21 protein-coding genes and 1 pseudogene are annotated in these 26,255 nt (G+C 43.0%); 15 read left to right on the forward strand and 7 right to left on the reverse strand.

The genetic code is table 11. The features are described 5' to 3' along the window. Positions 1 to 97 precede the first annotated feature (97 nt). The 4 genes from ACM0OX_RS14920 to ACM0OX_RS14935 all read right to left on the reverse strand — a co-directional run bounded on the left by ACM0OX_RS14920 (position 98) and on the right by ACM0OX_RS14935 (position 5,357). On the reverse strand, positions 98 to 2,332 hold the full coding sequence (locus ACM0OX_RS14920) for a glycoside hydrolase (RefSeq protein ID WP_414515741.1): 2,235 nt from the start codon (positions 2,330 to 2,332) through the stop codon (positions 98 to 100). A gap of 78 nt (positions 2,333 to 2,410) precedes the next feature. Beyond that, positions 2,411 to 2,641, reverse strand: coding sequence for a NifU family protein (locus ACM0OX_RS14925; protein ID WP_012408256.1), 231 nt, complete (start codon positions 2,639 to 2,641; stop codon positions 2,411 to 2,413). Between the two features lie 539 nt (positions 2,642 to 3,180). Then, positions 3,181 to 4,947 (reverse strand): sensor histidine kinase, encoded by a 1,767-nt coding sequence (locus ACM0OX_RS14930; RefSeq protein ID WP_414515743.1) that lies wholly within the window; start codon positions 4,945 to 4,947, stop codon positions 3,181 to 3,183. 173 nt (positions 4,948 to 5,120) lie between these two features. Further along, a complete protein-coding gene (locus ACM0OX_RS14935) occupies positions 5,121 to 5,357 on the reverse strand; it encodes a hypothetical protein (RefSeq protein WP_292810106.1) in 237 nt (78 codons plus the stop codon). Positions 5,358 to 5,964: 607 nt separating this feature from the next. On the opposite strand from ACM0OX_RS14935, the gene lepA reads away from it, so the two are divergent. The 6 genes and pseudogenes from lepA to ACM0OX_RS14965 form a co-directional block, all read left to right on the forward strand. Beyond that, positions 5,965 to 7,776, forward strand: coding sequence for a translation elongation factor 4 (gene lepA / locus ACM0OX_RS14940; RefSeq protein ID WP_334843968.1), 1,812 nt, complete (start codon positions 5,965 to 5,967; stop codon positions 7,774 to 7,776). 32 nt (positions 7,777 to 7,808) lie between these two features. Further along, positions 7,809 to 8,021 carry a hypothetical protein gene (locus tag ACM0OX_RS14945; RefSeq protein WP_414515745.1) on the forward strand — a complete coding sequence of 71 codons (213 nt, stop codon included), beginning with the start codon at positions 7,809 to 7,811 and terminating at the stop codon, positions 8,019 to 8,021. 76 nt (positions 8,022 to 8,097) lie between these two features. Next, positions 8,098 to 10,764 (forward strand): PAS domain S-box protein, encoded by a 2,667-nt coding sequence (locus tag ACM0OX_RS14950; RefSeq protein ID WP_414515746.1) that lies wholly within the window; start codon positions 8,098 to 8,100, stop codon positions 10,762 to 10,764. Positions 10,765 to 10,974: 210 nt separating this feature from the next. Beyond that, on the forward strand, positions 10,975 to 12,162 hold the full coding sequence (locus ACM0OX_RS14955; protein ID WP_414515747.1) for a glycosyltransferase family 4 protein: 1,188 nt from the start codon (positions 10,975 to 10,977) through the stop codon (positions 12,160 to 12,162). Positions 12,163 to 12,802: 640 nt separating this feature from the next. Further along, positions 12,803 to 13,852: a cyanophycinase gene (locus ACM0OX_RS14960; protein ID WP_414515748.1), complete on the forward strand. Its 1,050-nt coding sequence runs from the start codon at positions 12,803 to 12,805 to the stop codon at positions 13,850 to 13,852. Between the two features lie 352 nt (positions 13,853 to 14,204). Further along, positions 14,205 to 14,365: pseudogene (locus ACM0OX_RS14965) on the forward strand (IS701 family transposase); the annotation flags it as partial. 120 nt (positions 14,366 to 14,485) lie between these two features. On the opposite strand, the gene ACM0OX_RS14970 reads toward ACM0OX_RS14965, so the two are convergent. Continuing rightward, positions 14,486 to 14,989 carry a hypothetical protein gene (locus tag ACM0OX_RS14970; RefSeq protein ID WP_414515750.1) on the reverse strand — a complete coding sequence of 168 codons (504 nt, stop codon included), beginning with the start codon at positions 14,987 to 14,989 and terminating at the stop codon, positions 14,486 to 14,488. Between the two features lie 803 nt (positions 14,990 to 15,792). On the opposite strand from ACM0OX_RS14970, the gene ACM0OX_RS14975 reads away from it, so the two are divergent. From ACM0OX_RS14975 to ACM0OX_RS14985, 3 genes are all read left to right on the forward strand, one after another. Further along, positions 15,793 to 16,458 (forward strand): phosphoribosyltransferase, encoded by a 666-nt coding sequence (locus ACM0OX_RS14975; RefSeq protein WP_414515752.1) that lies wholly within the window; start codon positions 15,793 to 15,795, stop codon positions 16,456 to 16,458. 220 nt (positions 16,459 to 16,678) lie between these two features. Further along, a complete protein-coding gene (locus tag ACM0OX_RS14980; RefSeq protein WP_414515753.1) occupies positions 16,679 to 16,951 on the forward strand; it encodes an SDR family oxidoreductase in 273 nt (90 codons plus the stop codon). After that, entirely contained in the window at positions 16,938 to 17,420 is a 483-nt protein-coding gene (locus ACM0OX_RS14985; RefSeq protein WP_414515755.1) for an SDR family oxidoreductase, read from the forward strand. Before ACM0OX_RS14980 ends, ACM0OX_RS14985 begins: the two co-directional genes overlap by 14 nt. A 169-nt stretch (positions 17,421 to 17,589) precedes the next feature. Here the strand turns inward: ACM0OX_RS14985 and ACM0OX_RS14990 are convergent, their stop codons facing one another. Next, the gene (locus ACM0OX_RS14990) at positions 17,590 to 18,627 is read right to left on the reverse strand and encodes an aliphatic sulfonate ABC transporter substrate-binding protein (protein WP_414515757.1); all 1,038 of its coding nucleotides are present in this window, start codon (positions 18,625 to 18,627) and stop codon (positions 17,590 to 17,592) included. On the opposite strand from ACM0OX_RS14990, the gene ACM0OX_RS14995 reads away from it, so the two are divergent. The 4 genes from ACM0OX_RS14995 (at position 18,542) to ACM0OX_RS15010 (ending at position 19,683) form a co-directional block, all read left to right on the forward strand. Beyond that, on the forward strand, positions 18,542 to 19,051 hold the full coding sequence (locus ACM0OX_RS14995) for a cadmium resistance transporter (protein WP_414515759.1): 510 nt from the start codon (positions 18,542 to 18,544) through the stop codon (positions 19,049 to 19,051). The genes ACM0OX_RS14990 and ACM0OX_RS14995 overlap by 86 nt on opposite strands. A 98-nt stretch (positions 19,052 to 19,149) precedes the next feature. After that, entirely contained in the window at positions 19,150 to 19,380 is a 231-nt protein-coding gene (locus ACM0OX_RS15000; protein WP_414515760.1) for an addiction module protein, read from the forward strand. Next, the gene (locus tag ACM0OX_RS15005) at positions 19,377 to 19,544 is read left to right on the forward strand and encodes a hypothetical protein (protein ID WP_414515762.1); all 168 of its coding nucleotides are present in this window, start codon (positions 19,377 to 19,379) and stop codon (positions 19,542 to 19,544) included. Before ACM0OX_RS15000 ends, ACM0OX_RS15005 begins: the two co-directional genes overlap by 4 nt. Positions 19,545 to 19,584: 40 nt before the next feature. Continuing rightward, positions 19,585 to 19,683, forward strand: a complete 99-nt coding sequence (locus ACM0OX_RS15010; protein ID WP_414515768.1) for a hypothetical protein — start codon at positions 19,585 to 19,587, stop codon at positions 19,681 to 19,683. On the opposite strand, the gene ACM0OX_RS15015 is transcribed toward ACM0OX_RS15010, so the two are convergent. After that, positions 19,680 to 21,896, reverse strand: coding sequence for an FUSC family protein (locus tag ACM0OX_RS15015; protein WP_414515764.1), 2,217 nt, complete (start codon positions 21,894 to 21,896; stop codon positions 19,680 to 19,682). The genes ACM0OX_RS15010 and ACM0OX_RS15015 overlap by 4 nt on opposite strands. Positions 21,897 to 22,682: 786 nt before the next feature. Here ACM0OX_RS15015 and glgP point away from each other — a divergent pair. Next, the gene (glgP, locus tag ACM0OX_RS15020; protein ID WP_414515765.1) at positions 22,683 to 24,896 is read left to right on the forward strand and encodes an alpha-glucan family phosphorylase; all 2,214 of its coding nucleotides are present in this window, start codon (positions 22,683 to 22,685) and stop codon (positions 24,894 to 24,896) included. Between the two features lie 104 nt (positions 24,897 to 25,000). Continuing rightward, a complete protein-coding gene (locus tag ACM0OX_RS15025; protein WP_414515766.1) occupies positions 25,001 to 25,756 on the forward strand; it encodes a Uma2 family endonuclease in 756 nt (251 codons plus the stop codon). Positions 25,757 to 26,255 lie beyond the last annotated feature (499 nt).

Here is a 26,255-nt window from a genome sequence, read left to right on the forward strand (position 1 = left end):
CTATAAAAATTAAATATGATTTCCAAATAAATCGACTTTAGGGGCGTACATCTGTATGCCCCTAATAGATATTTCGTAAAACCAAGGGTATTGAGTTCTAAGGCACTTCAATCGGAATCAAAGCATTTTCTGGCAAATAGTTGGAAAAACGCCCTTCATCTGCAAGCACCAAAATCAGGCGTAGGGGATAATCTGGCGGAACTTGCAAATCTGCCCACGGTACTGCCAACTCTAAACAATTATTTATTGCTACTTGAGCGCGGCTGAAACGGGGATGCCATTGATAATTGTCTCCAGCTTCTCGAAATTGAATCGATTGCGTCAGCAAGTTAACTTCCAGAAGATGGTGGAAATGGTAATTAAGTGGGGCTGCATCTGGTACATCTGCCAAGGGAATTGGGCTGTTAACCATTGTTTTTTCTGGATAGAACCACAGCAAATTTAACTCTGCTGGAAAACCCCGTCCTGGTGCAACGCCACCTTTAAAGTCCAACCGCAAATAGAAATTTAAGTGATCCACCCCATACCAAAGTCGCTGGATAACACTGCTGTTATGCATCGTCCCCCGCGCCCCACCGATTTCTATGCGTCCAGCTTTGTCCCAATCTTGTTCGTCACCCTTACCATCAATGACGGGGTGAATAAAGCCTTGTGGGGTGTGACTTCCCTGTGCTTCGTGGATTTCCAGCGGTTGCTTGAGATAGGGCGGTACAGGTTCATTTAAAGCCTTGTAAATACCAAACAGATGTTCTCGAAACAACCGATCAAAAATGGCATCCTGATTTGAGGAGTGTCCTGCACCAAACCACCAGAACCAGTCGGAACCCTCTGCGGCATACAATGCTTCCCATGCTTCAGGATTGTTTTCTTCTGTCGCTTCGGGATGACTTGCGAGCATTTTTCTGGCTTCTGTCAAATAATCCCAAGCACGATTTTTGACGGGATCGCCGATCCAAGTGGTGAAACTGCCATCTACCCAAGAACCACTATGTAGTTGCCCTCCGGGGATGGTGGCTGTGGCTGGAAATTCTTCCAAAAATTCGGAGACAGTGACGAGTTTGAGGCGGGGTTCATCGCTCAAACTTTGATATAAAGCTTCTAAGAAGGGTTTGCCATCTTGGGGATAAAATTCCCAGCAATTCTCCCCATCTAAGGCGATGGTAACTAGCCAAGGTTGTTCGCTATGACTATCTCTTTGCATTTTAGCGATCGCTTGCAAATGTCCTACTAAATCGGCTGCTGCCTTTTTTGCTGGCATTGCACCATAAGTAAAACCAATTAAATCTGATAATCTGTGGTCGCGAAACACAATTGACAAGTCACCCTCGGCGGTTTGCAGGCGATAGGGTCGATACAACAATTCTGGTTGCTCCACATTTCCTGCCCCATCGCGATGAAAAAAGTGTTTCAGCGTCCATCCTAAGACGGCTTCATCTGAGCATATCCACTTAAAACCTTGGTTAATAATATGCGGAAGTACCGCCGGACTTACTGATTGTTCCGAAGGCCACAAACCACGAGGTATCTGTCCAAAGCGGTCTTTATAAAAGTCCCAAGCTTTCCGCAAGTGGCGAGGAATATCTTCTGCCCACTCAAAGCGTTGCTTCGGTAATGTCATATTGGGCACAGCTACCCGACCAGAATTAGTATCAGCGAGTAACGGTAAAATCGGGTGGGTATAAGGCGTGGTGGTAACTTCTAGCTGCCCCGACTCCTGCATTTTCCGATGTTGGGGGATAATCCGGCTGAGAATTTCTCGCTGTTTGGAATAAATGCGCTGGCGATCGCTTAAAGTAAAATTCCGTCCCTGTTTTAACCAAGCAGCAATTTCTGGGTCATCCCAAAACAGCGGATCGATCCAAGCCAAATTGTGCCAAGCTAGCAAATCGCCATAATCTGGCAATTCCCAATTTGCTAAACACCAAGCTTGCCCTTTTTCCTGCCTTTGCTGGTACAACTCGGCATAGCGGGGATGAGGATCGATCAGGGTATGGTGATTGGCATCGAAAAAGTGTTGGATAATAAATTCGCGCTGTTGCTGGGTGAGTTGCTCATTCGGTGTCAAGCTTGCTGTGAGGTAAGGGTCAAAAGCAGTGCCAGCAATATAATCTTCGAGTTGCAATATTAGCGATGGAACTAAATTCACCGTTTGGTGTAACTTAGGATATCGCTCTAAAAGCAATACCAAATCCAAATAATCTTTAGTGCCATGCAAACGTACCCAAGGAAGACGGTACTGCTGACTTGGAGATAGCGAAACGCCGCTGCCAGGGGATTTGTACAGCGGCTGATGTTGATGCCAGACAAAAGCAATATAGAGAGGATGGGACATAGAAATAGTTAGGAGTTAAGAATGAGGAGTTAGGAGTTAATTGAAAACTCATAACTCCTAACTCCTAACTCCTAACTTTTACACCACTTGCTCAATTTCTGCAATTTCGGGAATCATTTCCTTAAGGCGGCGCTCAATACCCATTCTCAGGGTCATTGCAGAACTGGGACAAGAACCACAAGCACCTTGCAGCCGCAGTTTTACAACGGGGCCATCGAGTTCTACGAGTTCCACGTTGCCGCCATCAGACATAAGATAAGGGCGCATTTCATCTAAGACTGTTTCAACGTTGTCAATTGTAAGTTCCATAGTTTAGACCTGCTAAGTTAGGGATGGGCACGGGGAATGGGGGAGGCAGTGAGGTTTTGGGGTTTCCCCAAGTGGAGCAACTGCCGTCATGGGGCATTGAATAATAACGATCCCTGTAACCAATGCACCCTTACTCATTAACCATTATCCAAAGTTTTATTTTCCAGCTTTGTTAAATCGATTGACTAAACCACTGCTGGTTTTAGCAACTTGATATTAGATTAGCTGAACAATTTCTCATGCAAGCCCTCCTACTCTACTTTAGCTTTTAAAGTACTGAAGAGAACGCGAGGAGTTGAGGACAAGGAAGATTTTTTGCCAATACCCCTCAAGAGTGCTGAATGTTGAGTGCTGAATGTTGAGTGCTGAATGTTGAGTGCTGAGTGCTGAGTAAAATTCCTTACTCAGAACTTAGACTTGTTTTGCCCCATGCCTAATATGATTATTAAATAATAATTAATTACTAAAAAACTTTAAAGTTTAAAACTCAAAACCCAGTATTTCCAGGTATCCAAACTTAGCACGGGCTAAACGCCCCGCTAACAGCACTCAGCACTACTTGTTGAGTCGCTATCATTAGACGAAACCATGACTGGTTGTTGATATAGTGGCACGGTGAATGTCACTGTTGAGCCAAGTCCTTCGCCCAAACTATAAAAATGTACCTCGCCGCCCATAGCCTCCACTAACTTCTGCGATATTACCAGTCCCAAACCTGTGCCACCATACTGGCGAGTGCGGGAGCCATCCACCTGAGAGAATAATTGAAAAAGCTTATCTTGTTTGTCTAAAGAAACACCGATGCCGGTGTCTGCCACACGTACTCTCACCATGCCAGGAAATTGCTGATCTTGAAAGTTCGCCTTTTTGAGTACTAAATCGGCGCTGACAGTAACGCCGCCTTCATGGGTGAACTTGATGGCATTGTTCACCAAATTAAGCATCACTTGTAGCAACCGTTGATAGTTACTTTGGACAATGATTTCATCAGAGGTAGCAGGCATTTGCATCCGAAAGCTGAGGTTTTTCATTTGTGCCTGGGGACGCATGAAACCTTCTACATGACTGAATAGCTCATCTAGCTTGACTGGAGCGTAAGCTAGCTCCATTTTACCAGCTTCGATTTTGGCAATGTCCAAAATGTCGTTGATGATATTCAGCAAATGTATCGATAAGTGATGAGCTTCTGCTAAAAACTGGTTTTGTTCTTCTGGATCGTCAGCCATACCTTCTAGAATCAGCTTCAAAAAGCCAATCATACCGTTGAGGGGGGTACGAATTTCATGGGATACATTAGCCAGAAACTCGCTTTTGAGGCGGGAAGCTTCTTCGGCTTTCTGACGCGCTACTTCTAATTCTTCATATAAAGTAGCATGTGCGATCGCAGTTCCCAATTGATCTGCTGCTTCTTTTGCCAGTTCTAATTCTGATTCTGTTAATGTATAGCATTCATCCTGCCAATTTAAGGCAACCAATCCATTAGCTTGATCTTGATAGCAAGTCGCAACTACTAAAGTTTTCTGCCGCCCAGACTCTTTATATCCAGGCACTTCCATCATGACTGGTTCTAGAGTTGCCAAGGCTTGAGCAAAGGCAGGCTCAGAAGCTATATCTATATCTAAGCCAAGCATTGATTTGAGTTCTGACTGGCGATACTCAGCTTTCACCTGCACTTTTGGGCTTGAGGGCTGATAAGGACAAATAATGCAGCGTTCTAGCCGCAGTGCTTTCCCCAAACTATCAACTGTTTGCTGCCAAATAATATCTAAATCCAATGTCCGGCGAATATTTCTGGTAATGCGATTTACCAATTTTTGATGTTGCTGCGAACGTAAAGCTAACTCTATTTGTGTGGGCGTTTTTGATGCCACGCGCGCTTGTTTTTTGTTGAGTGTCGCTTGTACTAAGCGTCCCATCACTAAAACGGTAGTAGCAGTAGTTCCCAAACTCGGCATAATCGGACTAATCACTAAGTCCAACTCAAATAATTCCTTCTGATAGCTAAACCAACATTGAAACCTTTCTGGCACCAAATTTGTCAAAATTCGGTGCAATCGTTCCAAATAAGTAACCTTATCCACCGGAACAAAGGTTTGAGTCTGGTTCAGATCGTCAACTATTTTTTCAGTATTTAACCCCAGGAGTTCGCTGTACTGCCAACAAAAGGTCAGATAGCGCCCTGCCCCATCTTGCGTATAAACCAACTCGGCTCCTAGAGTTGGTAATGAGCCATCAGTCTTACTGGTAATAGATTCCAGATTTTGGGAAAATACATTCGACAATTGGGAATTGGCAGTAATAGTCATTAATTGAGTTGGATAGACAAAGGGTATCCGACCGTAATTTTACTAAAGCCGCTGAAATTTATACATAAATTTTTACAGCTTTTTTGGGTTTGATGGGGTATTTTTTGGTGTTCTGAAAACTAGATTGGCAAACTTTACTTTTTTTAACTTGCATTGACAGTTAAATAATGGCGTCAATCGTTCCATTCACCGCGAGGAGGAACAGGAGTACGCACAGGCGTGCGCGTTAGTTCGTCATCTCTGAGGATTTCACCCCGTAACCACTGGCGAATCGCTACTTCAATTACTTTACTTGGGTCATTTGTGAGATGCTGAATTTGCTCTAGTAACTCGGAGTCTAGGCGGACAGCAATTTCTACCTTATCGGCTGGTGTATTTTCCGCTTTGGTAGTTTTCTCTCTCATATTCATAGGTTTATATACTCTGAATTCTTTGAATTGGTTTTGTCTAAAGCTTTGTAAAGTAGTTATATTCATTATTTGGGCTAATTCGCTGAAAAATTTTCAAGGGCACAGTTAAATACTTCCCTGAAATAGCACCAAAGTAACAGCTTTAAGTTTTAAATCGCATTTTTCATATAACTGACTAGACAATGGCTCTAGAAGTTTTGCCGATAAACCAGCGATTATGGGCAATTACCAGTCGCAATTGCCCACGATCCCTACACGATCCCTACATGTACTTATTTACATTTATTGTACGCTCCTAGCTGTTGAATACTAGCAGCGACAAATAGACTTTCATAATATTCTTAAATGTCCACCTATTTAGATCGAAAGTTAAAGATGGGGTGAAGAGGAACCGGGAGCAGAGGGGCAGGGGAGCAGGGGAAGAATAATAACCCCTAACTCTTAACTCCTAACTCCTAACTCCTAACTTCTAACTCGTAACTCCTAACTCGTAACTCCTAACTCCTAACTCAGCACTAAAAGCAGAGCGTCTTGGCTAAGAAAGCATTAAAATACATTAAGTAAATTGCCCTTTTAACTTTGGTTGCTGCTAAGGCAAAGATAGTATATGACTGACGTTCCCGCAGTTCGCATTCGCAATTTTTGTATTATTGCTCACATCGACCACGGGAAATCAACCCTCGCCGATCGCTTGCTACAAGCTACTGGCACTGTTGAAGACCGACAGATGAAGGAACAGTTCCTCGACAATATGGATTTGGAACGGGAGCGCGGCATTACGATTAAGCTGCAAGCTGCCCGGATGAACTACACAGCTAAGGATGGTCAGCAGTATGTGCTGAACTTAATTGACACTCCGGGACATGTGGATTTCTCTTATGAAGTCTCCCGCTCTCTTGTTGCTTGCGAAGGAGCGCTATTGGTAGTAGATGCGTCCCAAGGTGTGGAAGCGCAAACTTTGGCAAATGTATATTTAGCGTTAGAAAGTAACCTGGAAATTATTCCAGTTTTGAATAAAATTGATTTGCCGGGGGCTGAACCAGAACGGGTAATTGGCGAAATTGAAGAAATTATCGGTCTAGATTGCAGTGGGGCAATTCTGGCTTCTGCTAAAGAGGGAATTGGTATTAATGAGATTTTAGAAGCAGTTGTCGAGCGGATACCGCCACCACCCAATACCATAAATGAACGCTTACGAGCGTTAATTTTTGATAGTTATTATGACAGTTACCGGGGAGTAATTGTCTATTTCCGGGTGATGGATGGCACTGTGAAAAAAGGCGATCGCATCCATTTAATGGCATCGGGTAAAGAATTTGAAATTGATGAGTTAGGTGTCCTTTCTCCGACTCAAAAGCAAGTCGATGAACTACACGCTGGGGAAGTAGGCTATTTGGGAGCGGCAATTAAAGCTGTAGCTGATGCACGGGTAGGAGACACAATTACCCTGAGTAAGGCGAAAGCGGAGTCTCCCTTACCAGGCTACGCAGAAGCAAACCCAATGGTTTTTTGTGGGATGTTCCCCATTGATGCCGATCAATTTGAAGATTTGCGGGAAGCTTTGGAAAAGCTGGAACTCAACGACGCAGCGCTACATTATGAACCGGAAACTTCGAGCGCAATGGGGTTTGGCTTCCGTTGCGGGTTCTTGGGTTTGCTGCACATGGAAATTGTCCAAGAACGTCTAGAGCGAGAGTATAACCTAGATTTAATCATTACAGCCCCCTCGGTGGTTTATAAGGTGATTACCTTAAAAGGTGAGGAACTGTACATCGATAATCCTAGCCGTTTACCTTCTCCCAACGATCGCGAAAGAATTGAAGAACCCTACGTCCAAGTAGAGATGATTACGCCGGAAACTTATGTCGGCAGCTTGATGGAGTTGTCACAAAATCGCCGGGGCATCTTCAAAGATATGAAATATCTCGCCCAAGGACGAACCACACTTACATACGAGCTACCCTTGGCGGAAGTTGTGACTGACTTTTTTGACCAGATGAAATCGCGATCGCGCGGTTACGCCAGTATGGAATATCACATTATTGGCTACCGTGAAAATCCTTTGGTGAAGCTGGATATCATGATTAACGGCGATCCTGTGGATTCCTTGGCGATGATTGTGCATCGGGATAAAGCTTACAACGTCGGGCGGGCAATGGCAGAAAAACTCAAGGAACTAATTCCCCGCCATCAATTCAAAGTGCCAATTCAGGCATCTATTGGCAGTAAAGTTATTGCCAGCGAACATATCCCCGCTTTACGGAAAGATGTGCTAGCAAAATGCTACGGTGGTGACATCAGTCGGAAGAAAAAACTTTTGCAGAAGCAAGCAAAAGGTAAAAAGCGAATGAAATCTGTAGGTACTGTAGATGTACCGCAGGAAGCCTTTATGGCAGTACTGCGCTTGGATCAAAACTAATAGAATTCAGGAGTCAGGAGTCAGGAGTCAGAATGAATTTGAGTCCGAGTGGCGGATATCGCTACGCAAAGCGAGTCCGCATACTCCTGCAAAGCAGCAAGCTAGCAAAAGTGTCTGAATCTACTATTTTCAGTCCCCCACCAAAATTTTTTATTCTGAATTCTTCTTCAACATTCGTCAATTTTAATTACAAAGGCTGTCAACAGCAGCCTCAAATGAGTTCCAGGCTGCTGCTGGCAGGTTAAACAATCCTTGAGTGTGCCTCTAGTGCGGGATTTCTAGCAGAAAAAATGATAATTTATTGTAGAAATTCAAAACGTCATGAGCCGCAAGCAGCCCCAAGAACAACTCTCTGAGGCAGAGCAAAAATATCGTACTCTCGTAGAACAAATTCCCGGCGTTGTTTATGTCTCACCGATTAATGACACTACAAAAGAAGCTTATATTAGTCCACAACTGCAACAATTATTAGGCATTGCCCCTGAAGACTGGAATTTTGGTTTCTTTAATAGTTGGTTAGATTACACTCATCCAGAAGATCGCGATCGCGTTTGGCAAGCTGTAAACACTACAATTGACACGGGAGAGCCTTTCAGTGTCGAATATCGGATGATTAGGCGCGATGGCAGAATAATTTGGGTACGGGATCAAGCCAATCTCGTTCTCGGTATCGATGGAGAAACTCAGGTACTTCAGGGTTTAGTGTTTGATATTAGCGATCGCAAACAAGCAGAAGCCGCACTGCAAGAAAGCGAAGCGCGTTCTCGTGCCATCCTCGAAGACCAAACGGAACTGATTGCTAGAGGCTTGCCAGATGGCACTTTTACCTTTGTTAATGAAGCTTACTGTCGATTTTTTGGACTGGAGCGAGACAAAATTATCGGTCAGCACTACAAACCTGTTGTGTTTGAAGAAGACCAAGAACGTGTGTTTAGTCTGGTAAATTCTATCAGCTTAGAAAATCCTGTTATCACCATTGAAAATCGTGTCGTAGCTTGCCAAGGGGTGCGGTGGACGCAGTGGATTGTTCGAGGGATATTTGATGACCGAGGTGCGATTGTAGAACTTCAATCTGTTGGACGAGATATAACTGACCGCAAACTGGTAGAACAAGCTTTAAGTGAAAACGAGCAAAAATTCCGGGCGATCTTCAATCAAACCATTCAGTTTATGGGATTGCTTCAGCCGAATGGAATAGTATTAGAAGTCAACCAAACAGCACTAGACTTTGCTGGGATAAATCGCGAAGAAGTAGTCGGCAAGCCTTTTTGGGAAGCAAAGTGGTGGACAATTTCTCTAAATACTCAAGAGCAATTAAAAACTGCGATCGCATCTGCTGCTAATGGTGAATCTATTCGCTATGAAATTGACATTGTAGGTCGAGATGGTCAAGCGATCGCGATTGATTTCTCACTGCGCCCCATACTTGATGAAACTGGGCGCGTGACACTACTAATCTCAGAGGGACGAGATATTACTGGATATAAAGTCGCACTTCAGGAACGCCACAAAGCTGAAGAAGCATTACGCTCCAGTCAAGACTTTCTACAAAAGGTAGCTAATACCGTACCGCATATTTTGTATCTGTTTGACCTCTTAAAAGGCACAAGTGTTTATCTTAACGAGAAAAGTGTAACTATTTTAGGTTATTCTCCAGAGGAATTTTGTAACGCAGATCCGCAGTGGTTCATGAATTGCTTTCATCCAGACGACCAACACCTCTGCAATGACATACCGAATCGCTTTGTCAACCTGAAAGATAATGAAGTACTTTCCACTGAATACCGATTCCGACACAAAAATGGAGAATGGCGTTGGCTAAATACACGAGAAGTCGTATTTGCCAGAGATGCTAACGGCACTCCAACACAGATTCTTGGGTCGGTAGAAGATATTAATACTCGTAAAGAAGCTGAAGTGATGTTGCGACAGCAAGCAGAGGGAGAACGGCTAATTACTGAAGTAACTCAACAGATTCGACAATCACTGAATTTGGAGGAGGTTCTGAATACAACAGTCAATAGTATTCGCCAATGTTTGGGTTCAGATTCCGTAGCTATCTACCAGTTAGAATCTGACGGAAGTGGCAATTTTGCGGCGGAATCACTGAGTGATAACTATCCTCAGAGATTAGAACTGACAATGCACCCATTTTCGCTCAACCAAGATTTTAGCTACTATTACCAGGGATTACCTAAAGTCTTCCATGATATTCAGGAGTCTGATTTTTCAGCCGATCTTTTTGAGTTATTACAACTCTATCAAATTAAGGCTGCTGTAATAGTACCGATTTTGAATGGGGAGCATCTGTGGGGTTTACTCATTGTTCACCAGTATGCCGCACCTCGTTATTGGCAAGCATTTGAAGTGAATTTGTTGCAGCAATTGGCAAGTCAAGTAGCGATCGCTATTCATCAATCAGTACTTTACCAGCAAGTGCAAGCTGCCAATGAAGAATTACAAAGATTAGCTACCTTAGATGGCTTGACTCAAATAGCCAATCGCCGCCGATTCGATGAGTATCTGGAAGCTGAGTGGCAGCGACTCAAACGCGAACAACTGTCACTGTCTTTAATTTTGTTGGATGTCGATTTTTTTAAACTCTACAATGATACTTATGGTCATTTAGGAGGGGATGATTGTTTGCGGCAATTAGCAAGTGCCCTCAAAAATATTGTTAAGCGTCCAGCCGATTTAGTCGCTCGTTACGGTGGGGAAGAATTTGCTATCATTCTGCCTAATACAGAGATTCAAGGAGCAATCTATGTAGCTCAAACTATTGGACAAGCAGTGCGCGACTTAGCCATTCCCCATGCTCAATCTCGCGTGAGCGATCGTGTTACCGTTAGTCTAGGCGTTGTTAGCATTGTGCCAAATTCCGAAATTTCGCCGTCAGACTTGATTAATGCAGCGGACAAAGCACTTTATGTAGCCAAACAGCAAGGACGCGATCGAGTTCATGCCGTTTCCGTCGTTATTCCTTCTTGACACCTGAGTTGCGAGAGGCTCAATTGTTCTAATTACGAATTATTACTATACCTTGCTTTTTATCCTTAGCCTACAGTTGATAACCTTTAACAATATCACTGTTAAAAAATCTAAAAATTTTAGTAAAAGTACTCACTACATTAGCCAGACTTGTATTTTTAGGTAAATGTAGTTTGTTAGATATTTATAAAGTGTTGGGGAGTCTAGTAGATGAAGATACTGGTACTGAGTTGGGAGTTTCCACCAAGGATTATTGGGGGAATTGCGCGGCATGTGGCGGAGTTGTACCCGGAACTGGTAAAGCTAGGACATGAAATCCACCTGATTACAGCGGAGTTTGGTCACGCATCGATGTATGAGGTTGTTGAAGGAGTAAACATACATCGAGTGCCAGTCGCATATAGTAACGACTTTTTCCACTGGGTAGTGAATCTCAACTTGAGTATGGGAGATCACGGTGGTAAGTTAATTTTAGAAGAAGGGCCCTTTGATTTAATTCATGCCCATGATTGGTTAGTGGGAGATGCTGCGATCGCTCTCAAGCATAATTTTAAAATACCACTAATTGCCACAATTCATGCTACAGAATACGGACGATATAACGGGATTCACACAGATATCCAAGGTTATATAAATGGCAAAGAAACCTTGTTAGCTTACAATGCGTGGCGGATTATTGTTTGTAGCGACTATATGCGCCAAGAAGTAGAACGAGCGCTATATAGTCCTTGGGACAAAATTGATGTCATTTATAACGGTATCCGAGCCGAAAAGAAACAGCATCACATCGATTTTCATGCTCTAGATTTTCGCCGCCAATTTGCCGCAGACGAAGAGAAAATCGTTTACTACCTCGGTCGTATGACCTACGAAAAAGGTGTACCTATATTACTCAATGCTGCACCCAAAATCCTTTCAGAAATGGGAGGTAACGTAAAATTTGTGATCGTTGGTGGCGGCAATACTGACCATCTCAAGCGCCAAGCCTGGGATTTGGGAATTTGGCATCATTGCTATTTTACTGGTTTTCTCTCCGATGAATACTTAGATAAATTTCAAACTGTTGCAGACTGCGCGGTTTTTCCGAGTCTTTACGAACCCTTTGGAATTGTAGCTTTAGAAAGCTTCGCTTCTCGTGTACCTGTAGTAGTTTCTGATACTGGTGGTTTTCCTGAAGTAGTGCAACATACCAAAACAGGCATTGTCACTTGGGTGAACAATCCCGATTCTTTGGCTTGGGGAATTTTGGAAGTGTTGAAAAATCCCGGTTATCGCCAATGGCTGGTGGATAACGCTTATGAGGATTTAGAGCGACGATTTAGCTGGCCGAAATTAGCCAAGCAAACCGAACTAGTATATCAGCAAGTTGTACAAGAGCGATCGCAAATACCGTGGTAATATAGACCCCCGACTTCTTGAAGAAATCGGGGATCTAAAATTTTATTTTAACTTGCATAAATCCTTAATCAGCTTTTAATAAATCCATAAATAAACTGCCTTTTGGGATAAATTATGAGCTAAAGAAACTAATGATATTGTTTATTGTGGACTATTTATACCTTGGGATCACGCTTCTAGTTTTCAATCGCTGGCAATTATCACGAAGAACTAAATGGTGAAAATAATTTAATCGGCGTTCCCAGTTATTCAGCATATTAGGTAACTATTCCCAGTAATTACGGAAGTATCTGGACAACTAATACTTAGTCTATTTTAAATTTCATCTGGTCAGAATTAAACGCCACAAGCAATGTAGAGATTTTTGCACAGTAGCGCAGAGAATTAATGATTACTCTGCGTTATTTTGTGTTAACAAACAGTACAAGACCTGTACGCTGGAAATTCTACCCGATCTAGTGCCACAGTTAAGCTAGTGCGCGTCTCAATTGCACATTTTTCGTTAAGACTGTCCTAAGTCAATTGGTTATTCACAACAACAGATAAATGACTAATGACAAATGACAAATTTCACGAATAAATAAGCAATTAAAATGCGTCACAGCCTAGCAATAATTGCAGTTTGCTCTAGAAGTTTAGTATGACAAAGGCATTCCCAAGCATAGCAAGGCGCTTGAAAAGTACAGGAATCAAGTTGTTGAAAATGGGAACCTTCCTAATAACCCGTTTTATTGCGAGCTGGAAACGCTTCTTTCTGGGTGATACTGTTGATGTTCGCCCCTCCACCTCTCCCTCCTTTGATGTCCGTCCCTCCTTAGCGGGCCCAGTCCTGAGTTTGGGTGGGGGAGGCCCCGATGTCGATGATGCTATCCAGTGGATGATTAACCAAGTTAGAGGAGGTAGTAACTCCAGCACTAAAGTTAATGTTGTAGTTATCCGCACTAATGGTAATCACGATTACAATCGGCTAATTTATGCCATGAAGGGTGTAAATTTTGTGGAAACTCTTTTGGTTAGGGATAGACAAGAGGCAAACAAAGCTGAGATTTATGAAAAAATCCGAAATGCTGATGTAGTTTTCTTTGCTGGCGGGGATCAATGTCAATACATCCGCAACTGGAAAGATACCAAGCTTGAGGCTGCCGTTAAATCAGTTTACCTTAAGGGAGGTGGTATTGGTGGCACTAGTGCGGGTGCAATGATCCAAAGTGATTGTGTTTATGATGCTTGCGCTTCTTCCGAAAAAGGCATTGAAACTAGAGACGCACTTGAAGATCCCTATCGAGACATTACTTTTACTTACAACTTTTTCAATTGGAGTAATTTGAAGGGAACTATCGTAGATACACACTTTGACAGGCGGGAAAGAATGGGTCGAATTATGACTTTCATTGCCCGTCAAATTAAGGATGGTGTATCTAGCAGTGTTTTAGGTATAGCGGTTAGTGAAAGTACGTCGGTTCTTGTGGATAAAAATGGTTTGGTGAAAGTTATGGGTAGGGGTGCAGCATACTTTGTACTTGGCAATCATCTACCAGAAGTATGCGAACCCCGAAAGCCTTTGACCTTTTCCAATTACAAAATTTGGAAAGTTCGCAGTGGCGACACCTTCAACTTAAGAAATAGACCAACTTCTGGGTACTATCTTAGAAGTGTCAAAAGGGGACGGATTGATTCAAATCCCTATTGAGTGGCAGGGCTGATTCATCCCATTTCAAACAGGATTTGTCAAGATGGTTAGCGAGAAAATTGTAAGTAAGGGTGACGATGAGATGAACATTTAAGCACTTAAATATCAGTAAAATAGTTCATTTTATCGGCACGCCGATCGCAAACCAATCAATTTTAATTGCTAGAATCCTTGATTTTTAAAGCTCTTTGGGGAATGAAACAGCCCTGCTCTTGAGTGGGGAATGATGGACAGGGCTGTTTCATACAGCAGTTTTCTTTTAGATGAAGTACAAAGTTACGGGTTTTGAGGCAGGAAATAGAAATTTTTTATGTCTGATATTGAGTCTTGTATTTTGTACCTCATCTACTTGAAAATTGTAAGGCTAAATAGTCATCAAATATTACACCATTTTTTAACAGAATCACCCTGGATGTAAAAGAATTAAGGAGGCAAAGATTAAATTTGAGATTATATATACTTCAATGTCGCCCAATAATACTAATTATTGATGAGACAAGGGATAAGGAAAAAAAATACGTTTCAACTAACACGCCCGACACCCATAACATCTTCTAATTTTGAAAATAGCTTCCAGCAGCTTTTAGCTCACTTGGGTAAGGGAGGGTTAAATAAAAGTAATTTCGGGCAATACTAGGCGCTGATGGGTTGTTGTTCAGATTCAATTAACTGATTATTAGGTACATCAAATCTAATAGTACTAGCTGCCCAGTCTTTGAAATCGGGTGCTAGCCAGACTAGCTTGCGCAGAATTTCATCATTGACCCACAATACCAAGGGAAACTGAAACTGTTTCCGAAACTCATCTCGCATGATATTGGTACTAATAATCAGTTGGTTAATTGCTACTACAGATTCTAAGCCTCGTACCATCAAAGCTTCGGGTTGAGTAGTACCAATTTCAGTTGTAATAGCTGTGTACAATTTGTCAGCAGTAGGTGAGAGCAAAATTTCGTGGATATCTGCTGATGAAAATTCTGTTAACAAATTTAACACTTGCTGCTGCCTTTGAACACAGTTGCAACACGCCAATAACAGTGAAAACTGTCCACCAGAGACCATCATCGCCCTTGCCAGCCTCTTAGTGGCTGCTGTGCTGCTAACTGTGCCATTTTCTGAATTAGTTAAGCCGATCATTAAAAACACCCTTCTTTTGATTTTCAAGCATATTCAGTAATTCTACCCTATTAATTTTTATTTAAAAGTGTTAATTGGGTAACTTTGATGACTTGTCTCTGTAATATTAAGCATTATATAACGAACAAGCAGATGGTGCATTATCTCATATTCACAATTAAGGGATAATGTAAAGATAATATCAACACAATGCCAGTAATAGAGGACAAGCGAAGAATTAACAATTGAATTATCACTGGATTTTCATAGATTTTTGCATCTGCTAGCAAGTAAGTATTTTTTTCTTAATTAGCAGTAAAAAAAATACTCGGTAAAAGTCTAACAGTAAATGTTAGCAAGTGGCAAAATTTATAGCATTTTTTAAATGCACCCCTACTTAAACATTAGGTTTTCCATGTCACCCTTCTTTTGTGGTCGCGCTATAACTTTGCTTCACGCTAACACCAGTTATCTACAGCAGTAAACCCCCTACAGTGAGAGTTCACCGCGTCACTGTGTCTTCTCAACAAGCCATTTGGGGACGGATATTGAGTGTGGAGTAGTAAAATAGTCTCAGCGCAAGAGGCAGAAATCTTGTTGCATTAAAGCTAACTCATCCGTTTGATAGAACTGTAGATAGAAGATGTCGCTCCGTTAGTGGAGGACAGGGAACATTTAGCTTTCTAAGATCGATTTAGAACATCTGAACTATAACAACAAGTTTGGAATTTGCTCAATTGCTCCATTTTTTGAGGTTGATAGCCAATAACAAACTTATGTAAATATTTATTTTTTTTTGAAAACTCAATTAGGAATATCACACCATGCTATTCAAAGATCGGAGGTTTGCGGGTCAAGTTTTGGCTAAGGAGTTAAGCGCTTATGCTAACGACCCAAATGTTCTAGTATTAGGGCTACCAAGGGGTGGTGTACCCGTCGCCTTTGAAGTTGCCAAAACCTTAAATGCCCCCTTAGATGTTTTAGTGGTACGGAAATTGGGTGTACCCGATCAAGAAGAATTAGCGATGGGAGCGATCGCATCTGGTGGTGTGCGGATAGTCAATAAATATATTATTAGCCTGGAAAAGATACCTGATGAAGTAATTGCCAGAGTGGCGCTACAAGAAGAACGGGAGTTAGAGCGGCGGGAACGGCTTTATCGGGGAAATCGCCCCTTAACAGATTTACAAGGACATACAGTCATTTTGGTAGATGATGGTTTAGCCACTGGTGCAACGATGTGGGCTGCTGTTGTAACTGTGCGAAAACAGCAACCTGCTCAGATTGTGATTGCTGTGCCTGTGGCTGCACCTGAAACTTGCCAAGAGTTAGAAACTGAGGTAGACGAAATCGTTTGTATCTCCAAACCCAGACCTTTCCAGAGTGTTGGTCTTTGGTACGAAAGCTTTCCTCAAACTACCGATGAAGAAGTCCGTGACTTACTCGCAAAAGCGGCAAAGAACGGTGAAGCAATACCTCTCGGTATGTAGAGAAAGATTAAGTTTATGAGATTGTCTCAACTCACCAACTGAAGTTTTAACGGGACAGAAATCAAATGGCGTGATAATAGCGATTTGGATTAGTAATGTTGCCGATACAAAAACGTGGATCGAGTATACAAACTAGTTGATATGGTTAAATAATGCTGAGTTCATCTGAAACAGCACCCGATGTTTCACGATCTATACTCAATAATCCCCAGGAATAAATATGTCTCTGATTCAAAACAAAGTGGTAATCATCACCGGAGCCAGCAGTGGGTTAGGCGAGGCAACTGCCAAGCGACTTGCTGCTAGTGGAGCCAAACTGATGCTGGCTGCCAGACGCGAAGATCGGCTCAAAGATTTGGTTGGAGCGATCGCTAAATCAGGAGGGACTGCAACCTATCAAGTAACAGATGTAGTCGATCGATCGCGCCCAGATGGAAGCCTTAGCGAAGGAAACTTTGAGTACTTATGGCAGGATCGACGTGCTAATCAATAATGCCGGGTTGATGCCGCTTTCTCCCCTCGACCAAGTAAAGGTGGAGGAGTGGGATCGGATGATCGATGTGAACATCAAGGGCGTTCTTTATGGGATTGCTGCCGTGTTACCAATTATGCGTCAGCAAAAGTCTGGTCACGTCATTAACCTATCGTCAGTAGCTGGACATAAGGTGTTTTCGGGATCGGCAGTCTACTGTGCCACCAAGTACGCAGTGCGAGCGATCTCTGAAGGGCTGCGGCTAGAGTCAAATGGTGAAATCCGTTCGATTAATATCTCACCAGGAGCCGTTGCCACCGAACTGACCACCACGATTACCGATAAAGACACAGCAGCGGGAATTAATCAACTTTATGCGATCGCCATTGATGCAGATGCCATTGCCCGTGCGATCGCATACGCCATTGAGCAACCTGATGATGTTGATGTGAATGAAATGATCATCCGTCCGACACGTCAAGAACTTTAGATTTCGGCTTACAGAGCAAGCATTCCGCTCAGATCAACTCTCTCACCAAACAAGCAATTATAGAATTCGCTCAAAAAAACTCTGCGTACCTCTGCGCTTTCCTTAGCGTCCCTTTGCGTTTAAAAACTCAACCATCTTAGGCAAAGCTCTATAAATTGTCAGCGTCAGATTAATAAGTCCAATTCTGCTTAGTCTGCAAGCTATAGGTTCCATCTTTCACATTCACCCGCTCAGGAATCAGATTTAAATCTCTAAATATATTTGCCTGATGCTGTAGAGCAGTGAGCGATTGGTCGTCAATCGGGATGATGGCGCGTTCAGCGCTACGTTGCTGTAAAGTTTCAACGATGGATGGATCGATTTCATGGTGTTCTGCCATTCGTTGAACCGCTTCTAATTCCTGTTTCTTAGCCCAAGCTCCAGCTTCGTTTACCTCTTCTAAAATCACCTTGAGCAAGTCAGGATAGTCGCGTACTAGCTCTGGGATCGCGTAGTAATAGGTTGGAACTTCCACAGAGGCTTTGTCACCAAATATGCTCTCTAGGTCTGCAATCGATCGCCCTGGATAAGCGCTTCGAGCAAGAGTAGCTGTGTAAGGAACCCAAATCACCCAAGCATCGATTTCACCCCGGCAAAATCGCGGCAACGCCTCCGGTTGTGTCAAATAAACTGGCTCAATATCACTAAAGTCGAGGCCGACTTTTGCCAGCGATCGCACAAGCACATAATGGGCGCTTGAGCCTTTGTCAAAAGCGATCTTTTTACCCTTGAGGTCAGCTAGCGTCTGAATCGGCGAATCTTCTGGTACTAGAATCGCTTGACCTTTGGGAGCGGTATATTTTTCCTTAGCCACTCGCACAAATACATGATCTGCCGCTTGAGAGAAGATGCTGGCCGTGCCGCCGCCACCGCAGAAGTCAATCGTGCCATTGCTGAGTGCTTCTATCAGAGAAGAGGCTGATAAAAAACTTGTCCAGGTGACACTCAGCCCATAAGGTTGCAAACGCCTTTCGAGCAAGCCTTGAGTGCGGAGAACTTCCAGATTGGTCATCCCTTCTGGATATCCTATTTTGAGTTGCTTGAGCCGCCGTGCTTGCTCTGCTAAGGGGTTCACGGCATTAGTGACAGTAAGTTTCCTTGGTTTCTTCCTGGGTCTAGCAATTCCGTCAACTTGGACTGGTCTACTGGGGATTCTGCCGATACTCATTGGCTTGAACAATTTGTTCAACCTGAATAAGGATGATTCAGCCGAAGATAAGTCAGCTAATCTGAAAAGAAACTCTAAATTTAAAGGATTTGATTCCAGAAAGCGAGCGCTCTGGGACGTGATTCGCGATCCCCAAACCTATCGCGTCTCTGCGGTAACAATTTCTAACGGCGGTAACAATCTTGGGATCTACATACCCCTGTTTGCCAGCAGCAGCATTCAAAATCTGGCCGTGATCGTACCAGTTTGCTATTTCATTGTTTGCTGCTGGTTATTTATGTCCTATACTTTGACTCATCAACCTGGTATCGCTTTGGTACTCAGCCGTTATGCTGGCAAGATTTTCCCCTTCGTGCTGATGTGGCTGGGTTTTAGAATTTTGATGGACAGCGAATCCTATCGTCTTTTTCTACCGAACACTTGACTGCTACGACCACTTGTATTAGGTGCTTACGTGCTGACAAAGCAGTTGCGATCGTAGAGTTGAACCTATAATTAGAATTATTGGAGAGACTCCAAAGCATGAGTGAAACTGCGGAAAAACTTAAACTCGAACTTTCTCAGCTTTCTGCAAAAGAGCGTGCTGAAATTGCCTACTTTTTAATTCATTCTCTAGATGAGGGTATGGATGATAATCTAGAAACTGCTTGGGATACGGAATTAACCCAACGGTTGGAGGATATTAATTGCAAAACAGCTATTGGACAACCATCATCTCAAGTTTGTTCTGAGTTACGAAAAAAGTATTCGTGAAGTTTATTGTTATCCACACCGAAGCTCGAAAGGAGCTTGATGATGCAATAGCTTACTATGAAGCTCAAAAAGTAGGCTTGGGACTAGATTTACTATTTGAAGTGGAAAAAGTTATTCTTAAAATTCAGCAAAACCCCAATTTAGGAACCCCCACACAAGATTGAAGGAATACGTCGTTATGCTATTCAACGTTTTCCCTATCTGATTTTTTATACGGTGCTTGAAGAAGTGATTTGGGTTATTGCGATCGCGCATAGTAAACGCAAACCGAATTACTGGAAACAAAGAAATATTGAAATTTAATTAGCTAATATTAGCCGTACCATTGCTGAGTGCATAGCAGTCAACCGCCGAACGATCTGATCGATCTCCAAATCTAATATGCTGTAATCAATGACTGCCTGACGAATCGGTGTATGTCCTTGATTGACGGCTAACTCTTCTATTCTGGCTGTACGCAGTGCTTGCAGGTGCGGCTGGATTTTTTGCAGCGTTTCTTCCAATTCAGGTAAAGGCGGTGGGGGAATTTCCTGCTGTACCGAATCAGCTAACTGCTCTAACCCTAGCGAAATTTGGCGGACAAAGGTTTCTAATTCCGGGAGTGGCACTGTTCCTCGGAAATGTTCGAGATGTACTGCCAAAACTGTCACGGCGTTAGTAAAACGTCCCATATACAGCAGTAGCGTCATTACTGGTTCTACTAATTCTTGGTGCATTTGGGGTTCGCGCAGCAATCCTTGGAAGGAGGCTTGGGCATTGCCAATTGCTAGTCCAGTTTGTCGCCGTTGACTGATAATGCTAGAGTCACGCTCTTTTGTCCCCTGGTAAACAGCCATCACATCCCGAAAGTATTTGTGACATTCTCGTAGTGCTGTGGCGAGTTGACTGGGTAAACGATCGCGTTCCCAGTTTGGCCATAAAAAGTAATGACTCGCAAAAGCCAGTCCCGCCCCAATTAATGTATTCAAAACGCGAAAGCCAGCAAGTTGCCAACTAATAGGATGACCAATATCGATAATCAGTAAGACAAATATTGAGAAGAAAATCACTGAATACCCATAGTTGAAAGCGATTAGGGAAACACCAAAAAATACTGTCAGCAGAATAATGATGTCTAATACAGGCTTACTTGTGATGGTTGCAAGCAAGATAGCAGCTAAGACAGCTCCTAAGATTGTCCCGCCAACTCGCTGGAAAAACCGTTTGAAAGTTGCACCCAAGTTTGGTTTCAGGACTAATATAATTGTCAGTGTTACCCAATAGCCCATTGGTAAATTTGTAGCGCTGTATAAGATCGCGCCTACAGTTAAACTCACCCCAATGCGGAGAGCATGGCGAAAGATTGCTGAGTCTAAGGTGAGGTTTTCTTTGAGTAAACTTAAGAGCGATCGCTGTTCTTCTTCAAATAAAAGAAGTCTATCTATATCTCGTTGACTCATTTTGCTGCGATCTGCCAAAGATTTAGCTGTCTGAGCCGTGTATTGCAATTGCTCGATCAGCTTTTTGAGCGTCAGCACCAGGTTCGTGAAAGCAACGAGGGTTGTGTAGTCGGTTTCACTCCCAGCAATTGCTTTTCTTTGCAGACTTTCTTGTTCTTTCAGTGCTTCATAGATGCGCTTGAGATTTCCCAAGTCGATGCTAGCAGGCTTCCGAGATATGACTTTCGCTATGGCTTGAAGAATGACTGATATTTCTGCGAGTGCATCGTCTACTAATTGCTGGACTGTATGATATTGCTTTTGTTGGAAGTGAGTTTCTAGTAATTCTGTTAAGGCAACAACTAAACCAAGCAAGCGATCGCCATCCTGAATTAGCAGCAAAAATGGCTCATTTATCCAACTCCGAGACGACTGTCCAATCCGTAATGTACCTAAAGCAGTGCGTGCTGTTTCTAATGCTTTTCTAATTTCGAGAATATTTTCAGCTGTTGCTACTTTACCTACAAATGCGTGAATGTACTTGGCAATTGCACTGAAACAGTCAGCCAAAGCTAGCCGTATGGGATCGTAAGGTCTAAAAGGCCACATTACTAAGGAGAGTAACATCGCCCATCCACCTGCAATTAGGCATAGCAGCGATCGCATGAGTGCAACTTCCAAGTTTCCTGGCTGTGCGATCGTGGTAATAAATGATATCCCTATCACCAGACCGACATTGGCACCAGCATTACCGTATAGTGACGCAAAACCGGAAGCAAGCCCCCACAGAAGTGTCAACACCACAGCTAGTACTGGAACTTGAGCAACTAGAGTACCCACAAATACTGAAGCAGCTATTCCTAAAGTAGCCTGTGCCATTGTCTTAGCTTTGATTTGGTAAGGGCCACCAACATTCGCTAAGTTGACAAAGTGAGCCATTAAACCAACCAATAGTCCGCTTTCTCTTTGGTTAATGAGTTGCCCAATTAGCATGGGAACTCCCAACGCTAACACAGCTCGTAAGCCGTTGGATATTGCTGGTTTTCCTGGCTCTGATTGGAGCAAAAATCTGAGGAAATTACTTCGATTCAACTGCATTATTTTTGTTAACAAAACAAAATTTTTCTCAGAATTATCTTAATATTTTGATATATTCAAATTTATTCTAATTGATGGTGGGCAATTAAGAGCTTTTACAAAAAGTCAATCTTAAGATACATATTTTGCCACTTTATAATTCATTTTTAATTATTCGTTAACAGATATGAGTTTTTATCGTGGATAACGGTATGATTGCCGTGATTGTCGGATAAAAAGCATTGTTATGATGCAAATAGCTGTAATTAAAAATTGACTATTATCAAGACATATAAATAAACTTAGTTGCTGATTGTAAAATTGTAAACAAATATTTACAATAAAATAAAAAAAGTAAAATAATGTCAACGAATTTGATAGAAAAAAATATTAAATCTGTCCAAAAGTAGAGATAATTTTTAGAAGACGAAAACAATAAAAACCATTTACTTGGATAAGGTTTGATGTCGAGAGACTGTTCCAACTTTAGGGAAGAATTCAGCAAGTGAAGGCTCCGGTGTTATAAACCTGAAGAGTAAATAAAAGAGGCGTTGCTGAATCAAGGGATGATTCTTGTAGGGTGGGCGACCACCCTGAAATACAAGGGACGGGCAAGATGCCCATCCCACAAAACTAGCAAAATCATTCCGCAAATATGCAACGCCATAAAAGGGACTGGGCATGGAAAAGAGGCATCGGGGCGGGGTGCAAAAGGGAAAACTCTTCTCCCTTGCTCCCAGCTCCCTTGCTTCTTCCCCAGTTCCCGATACATAGAGAAAAAGTTAAGCGCGAGGACATAGATTTAGTATGGCTAATAGCAGTGCAATCACCCCAGCACGACACTTGAGTGAAAAGTTACCTTTGCCGCTCAAGCGTTTGGCAGATTTGGCTTATAACTACTGGTGGAGTTGGAGTGGCGATCGCATTTCTCTATTCCAAACAATTGATCCCCAAGAATGGGAACGCTGTGGACATAACCCAGTCGCAATTTTAGAGTCGGCAAGTTATGAGCGTCTGACGCAATTAGCAGAAGACCCATTTTACCTAAAGCAGATATCCGCCCTCGCGCGTGAGTTTGACCAATACATCAATCAGCAAGATACTTGGGTTAGTCGAGTTGCACCGCAAGTATCTGCATCTCGCCCCATTGCTTACTTTTGCGCCGAATTTGGTATCCATGAATCTTTACCCGTCTACTCTGGCGGCTTGGGAATTCTCGCCGGGGATCACCTCAAATCATCATCAGATTTAGGCGTGCCGTTGGTTGGTGTTGGCTTGTTGTATCGCCAAGGTTATTTTCGGCAACGCTTGAACCGCCAAGGTTGGCAAGAAGATTATTATATTGACAACCCCTTTGACCACATGCCCTTGGAGTTAATTAAAAATGAGCAAGGGGAATCGGTGACTATCGAGTTACAAGTTCGCCAACGGGTTGTGAAAGTGCAAATCTGGCGAGTGCAAGTTGGGCGAGTCACCTTATATTTATTAGATAGCGATCGCCACGATAACGATCCCATTGACCGTTGGCTGACTGGACACCTATACGGCGGGAACTTGGAAACCCGCATCGCCCAAGAAGTCGTTTTGGGAATTGGTGGTGTTCGCGCCCTACACGCCTTGGGAATTGAACCTTCTGTCTATCACCTCAACGAAGGACACGCTGCATTCTGCACTTTAGAAGTTGCGCGGGTAGAAATTGAGCGGACTGGGAAATCCTTCTATGACATCGAAGCCAAAGTGCGGAACAGTTGTGTATTTACCACCCATACCCCCGTTCCCGCCGGTCATGATGTCTTCTCACCCGATTTAATCGATTCCTTCTTTGCCAGCTATTGGCCGCAATTGCGACTTTCTCGCGAGCAATTTTTGGCACTGGGTGCAAGACGACTGGGCGATCCTTGGGAACCCTTTGGCATGACCGTTTTAGCATTGCGGATGTCGCGTGCTTGTAATGGTGTGAGTGAATTGCACGGTCAAGTTTCCCGTAAAATGTGGACAGTTCTCTATCCGCAGCGATCGGAAGACAAAGTACCAATTGGTTACATTACCAATGGCGTTCATGCACCCACTTGGACTGCACCTCTGTTAGGTGATTTATATAACGAATATTTGGGAGAAGACTGGAAAAATCGCGCCGTCGATCCCAAAATGTGGGCTAAAGTTGACGATATTCCCGATGAGGAATTGTGGTCGCGGCATCTTATCCTCAAAGAAAGATTGATTGCTTTCACCCGTTATAAGGTGAAGAAATCACGGGAGTTGCGTGGCGAAAATCATGAACTCATTCAAGCAACAGAAAAACTACTCGATCCCAATGTGTTGACGATTGGATTTGCCAGACGCTTCAGCCCTTATAAACGCGGGGATCTGATTTTGCGTGATGCCCAACGCGCACTGAAGATTTTTGGTAATGCCCAACGTCCAGTACAAATTATCTTTGCCGGGAAAGCGCACCCAGCCGATGAAGAAGGTAAGCGGATTATCCAGCGCTTGATGGAGTGGTGTCACAATTCCGGGATTATCAACCGAGTCGCCTTTATTGAAGATTATGACATTTACACTGGTCAAAAATTGGTGCAAGGTGTGGATGTTTGGTTAAATAATCCCCGTCGTCCTTTGGAAGCGTCTGGTACGAGTGGGCAAAAAGTCTGTTTTAACGGCGGTCTTAATTGCAGCGTTTTGGATGGCTGGTGGTGCGAAGGCTACCAAACAGGGCCAGATGGTAAAGGAATTAACGGTTGGGCAATTGGTGAAGATGCTCATACTAGCGATCAAGAATTGCAAGATGGGATTGATTCGCGATCGCTTTATCAGCTGTTAGAAGAAGAAATCGTTCCTCTATACTATGACCAAGATGCCCAAGGCATTCCCCACCGTTGGGTGCAGATGATGAAAACGTCGATTAAGACAAATGCACCGTTATTCAACACCGACAGGATGATTGCCGACTACGTTTCACAGGTGTATGTCCCAGAGATTTCTAAGAGTGTGGAACCGATTTTAGCTAAAGTTCTGCTTTAGATAATTTTCAGTTTCCTGGTTAAATAGAGGGGCGGGTTTTCTGCCCCTTTTTTTGCTCTTAGTATCGCCTGCGATAAGATCGAGAATAAATTCATGCTGTGTTTATGGCAACCCAACTCAGCCAAGCCAAATCACCAACAGAACTGGTAATCTCTTGGGAAGCCTTGCCCAAAGATTTTCAACTAGAGGATGAACCAGTGGAGAATACCGGTCAGCCACTTTTGGCTGGTGCTTTGCGTGAAAGCCTAGAAATCAGTGGATTCATCCAACCCCAGATGTTGATAGCTTCAAACTTTGGTCTTTGTGCGACAGTCAACGAGCAATTTATTGCCAAAGCACCAGACTGGGTTTATGTGCCGTCGGTTAATGAAGTGGTGGCTAACCGCAAAAGTTATACACCCAATTTAGAAGGAGATATTCCGGCGATCGCTATCGAATTTTTATCCGATACTGAGGGTGGAGAATATTCAGTCAAGCGAACCTATCCACCAGGTAAATGGTTTTTCTACGAGCAAATTTTGCAGATTCCCATCTACGTGATTTTTGAACCTTATGGCGGTTTATTAGAATATTATCAACTGGAAAATAAACGCTATGAGTTAAAGCAACCTGACGAAAATGGTCGTCATTGGATTGATGTAATGAGCTTATTTTTGGGAACTTGGCAAGGAACAAAAGAAGGTCGCACTGGTTATTGGTTGCGCTGGTGGGATCGAGATGGTAATTTGTTAGCATGGGCTGTAGAAAAGATTGAACAAGAACGTCAACGCGCTGAACAAGAACGCCAGCAAAAAGAACGACTGATTGCTTATTTGCAATCTCAGGGTATTGACCCGAATAACTTGCCCCCGTTTGAGTAGAGGTAATTGATAAATTGCCCTTACGAAAATCATCCGATTTTGCACTAGTTTGCTATAGCAATCCTGAATCGTTCCTGAAAAATAATATCGCCGACTTATTTGAGAAATCGGCGATATGCAGGTTGTAGCGGTAGCCCTTTCAAGGTGACTCGAAAAATCTCTTTTTTTTCTCTGTGTTCTCTGTGACTCTGCGGTTTAAAAGTAATTTATCTAACCACAGAGACGCAGAGAACACAGAGGTAATATCATGTCCGCATAATTAGTTATGCTAACCACAGTCATTGCACCCTACCCCTTAATCCCCTCCCCGCAAGCGGGGAGGGGAGACAAAGCGTAGCTTTGGCGGGGGTGGGGTTCTTCCGGTTTAATAAGCAATCAAGCGGACATGATATAAGAGATGAAAGAGAAATTTTTTGAACAAAATTTTTACCTACCTTGAAAGGGCTAGTACACCACGGCGGAAATAAACCAAGCATTATTGTGAGAAACTAAGAAAGTA

The organism is Nostoc sp. PCC 9305 (genome assembly GCF_963920915.1).
Lineage (GTDB): Bacteria > Cyanobacteriota > Cyanobacteriia > Cyanobacteriales > Nostocaceae > Nostoc.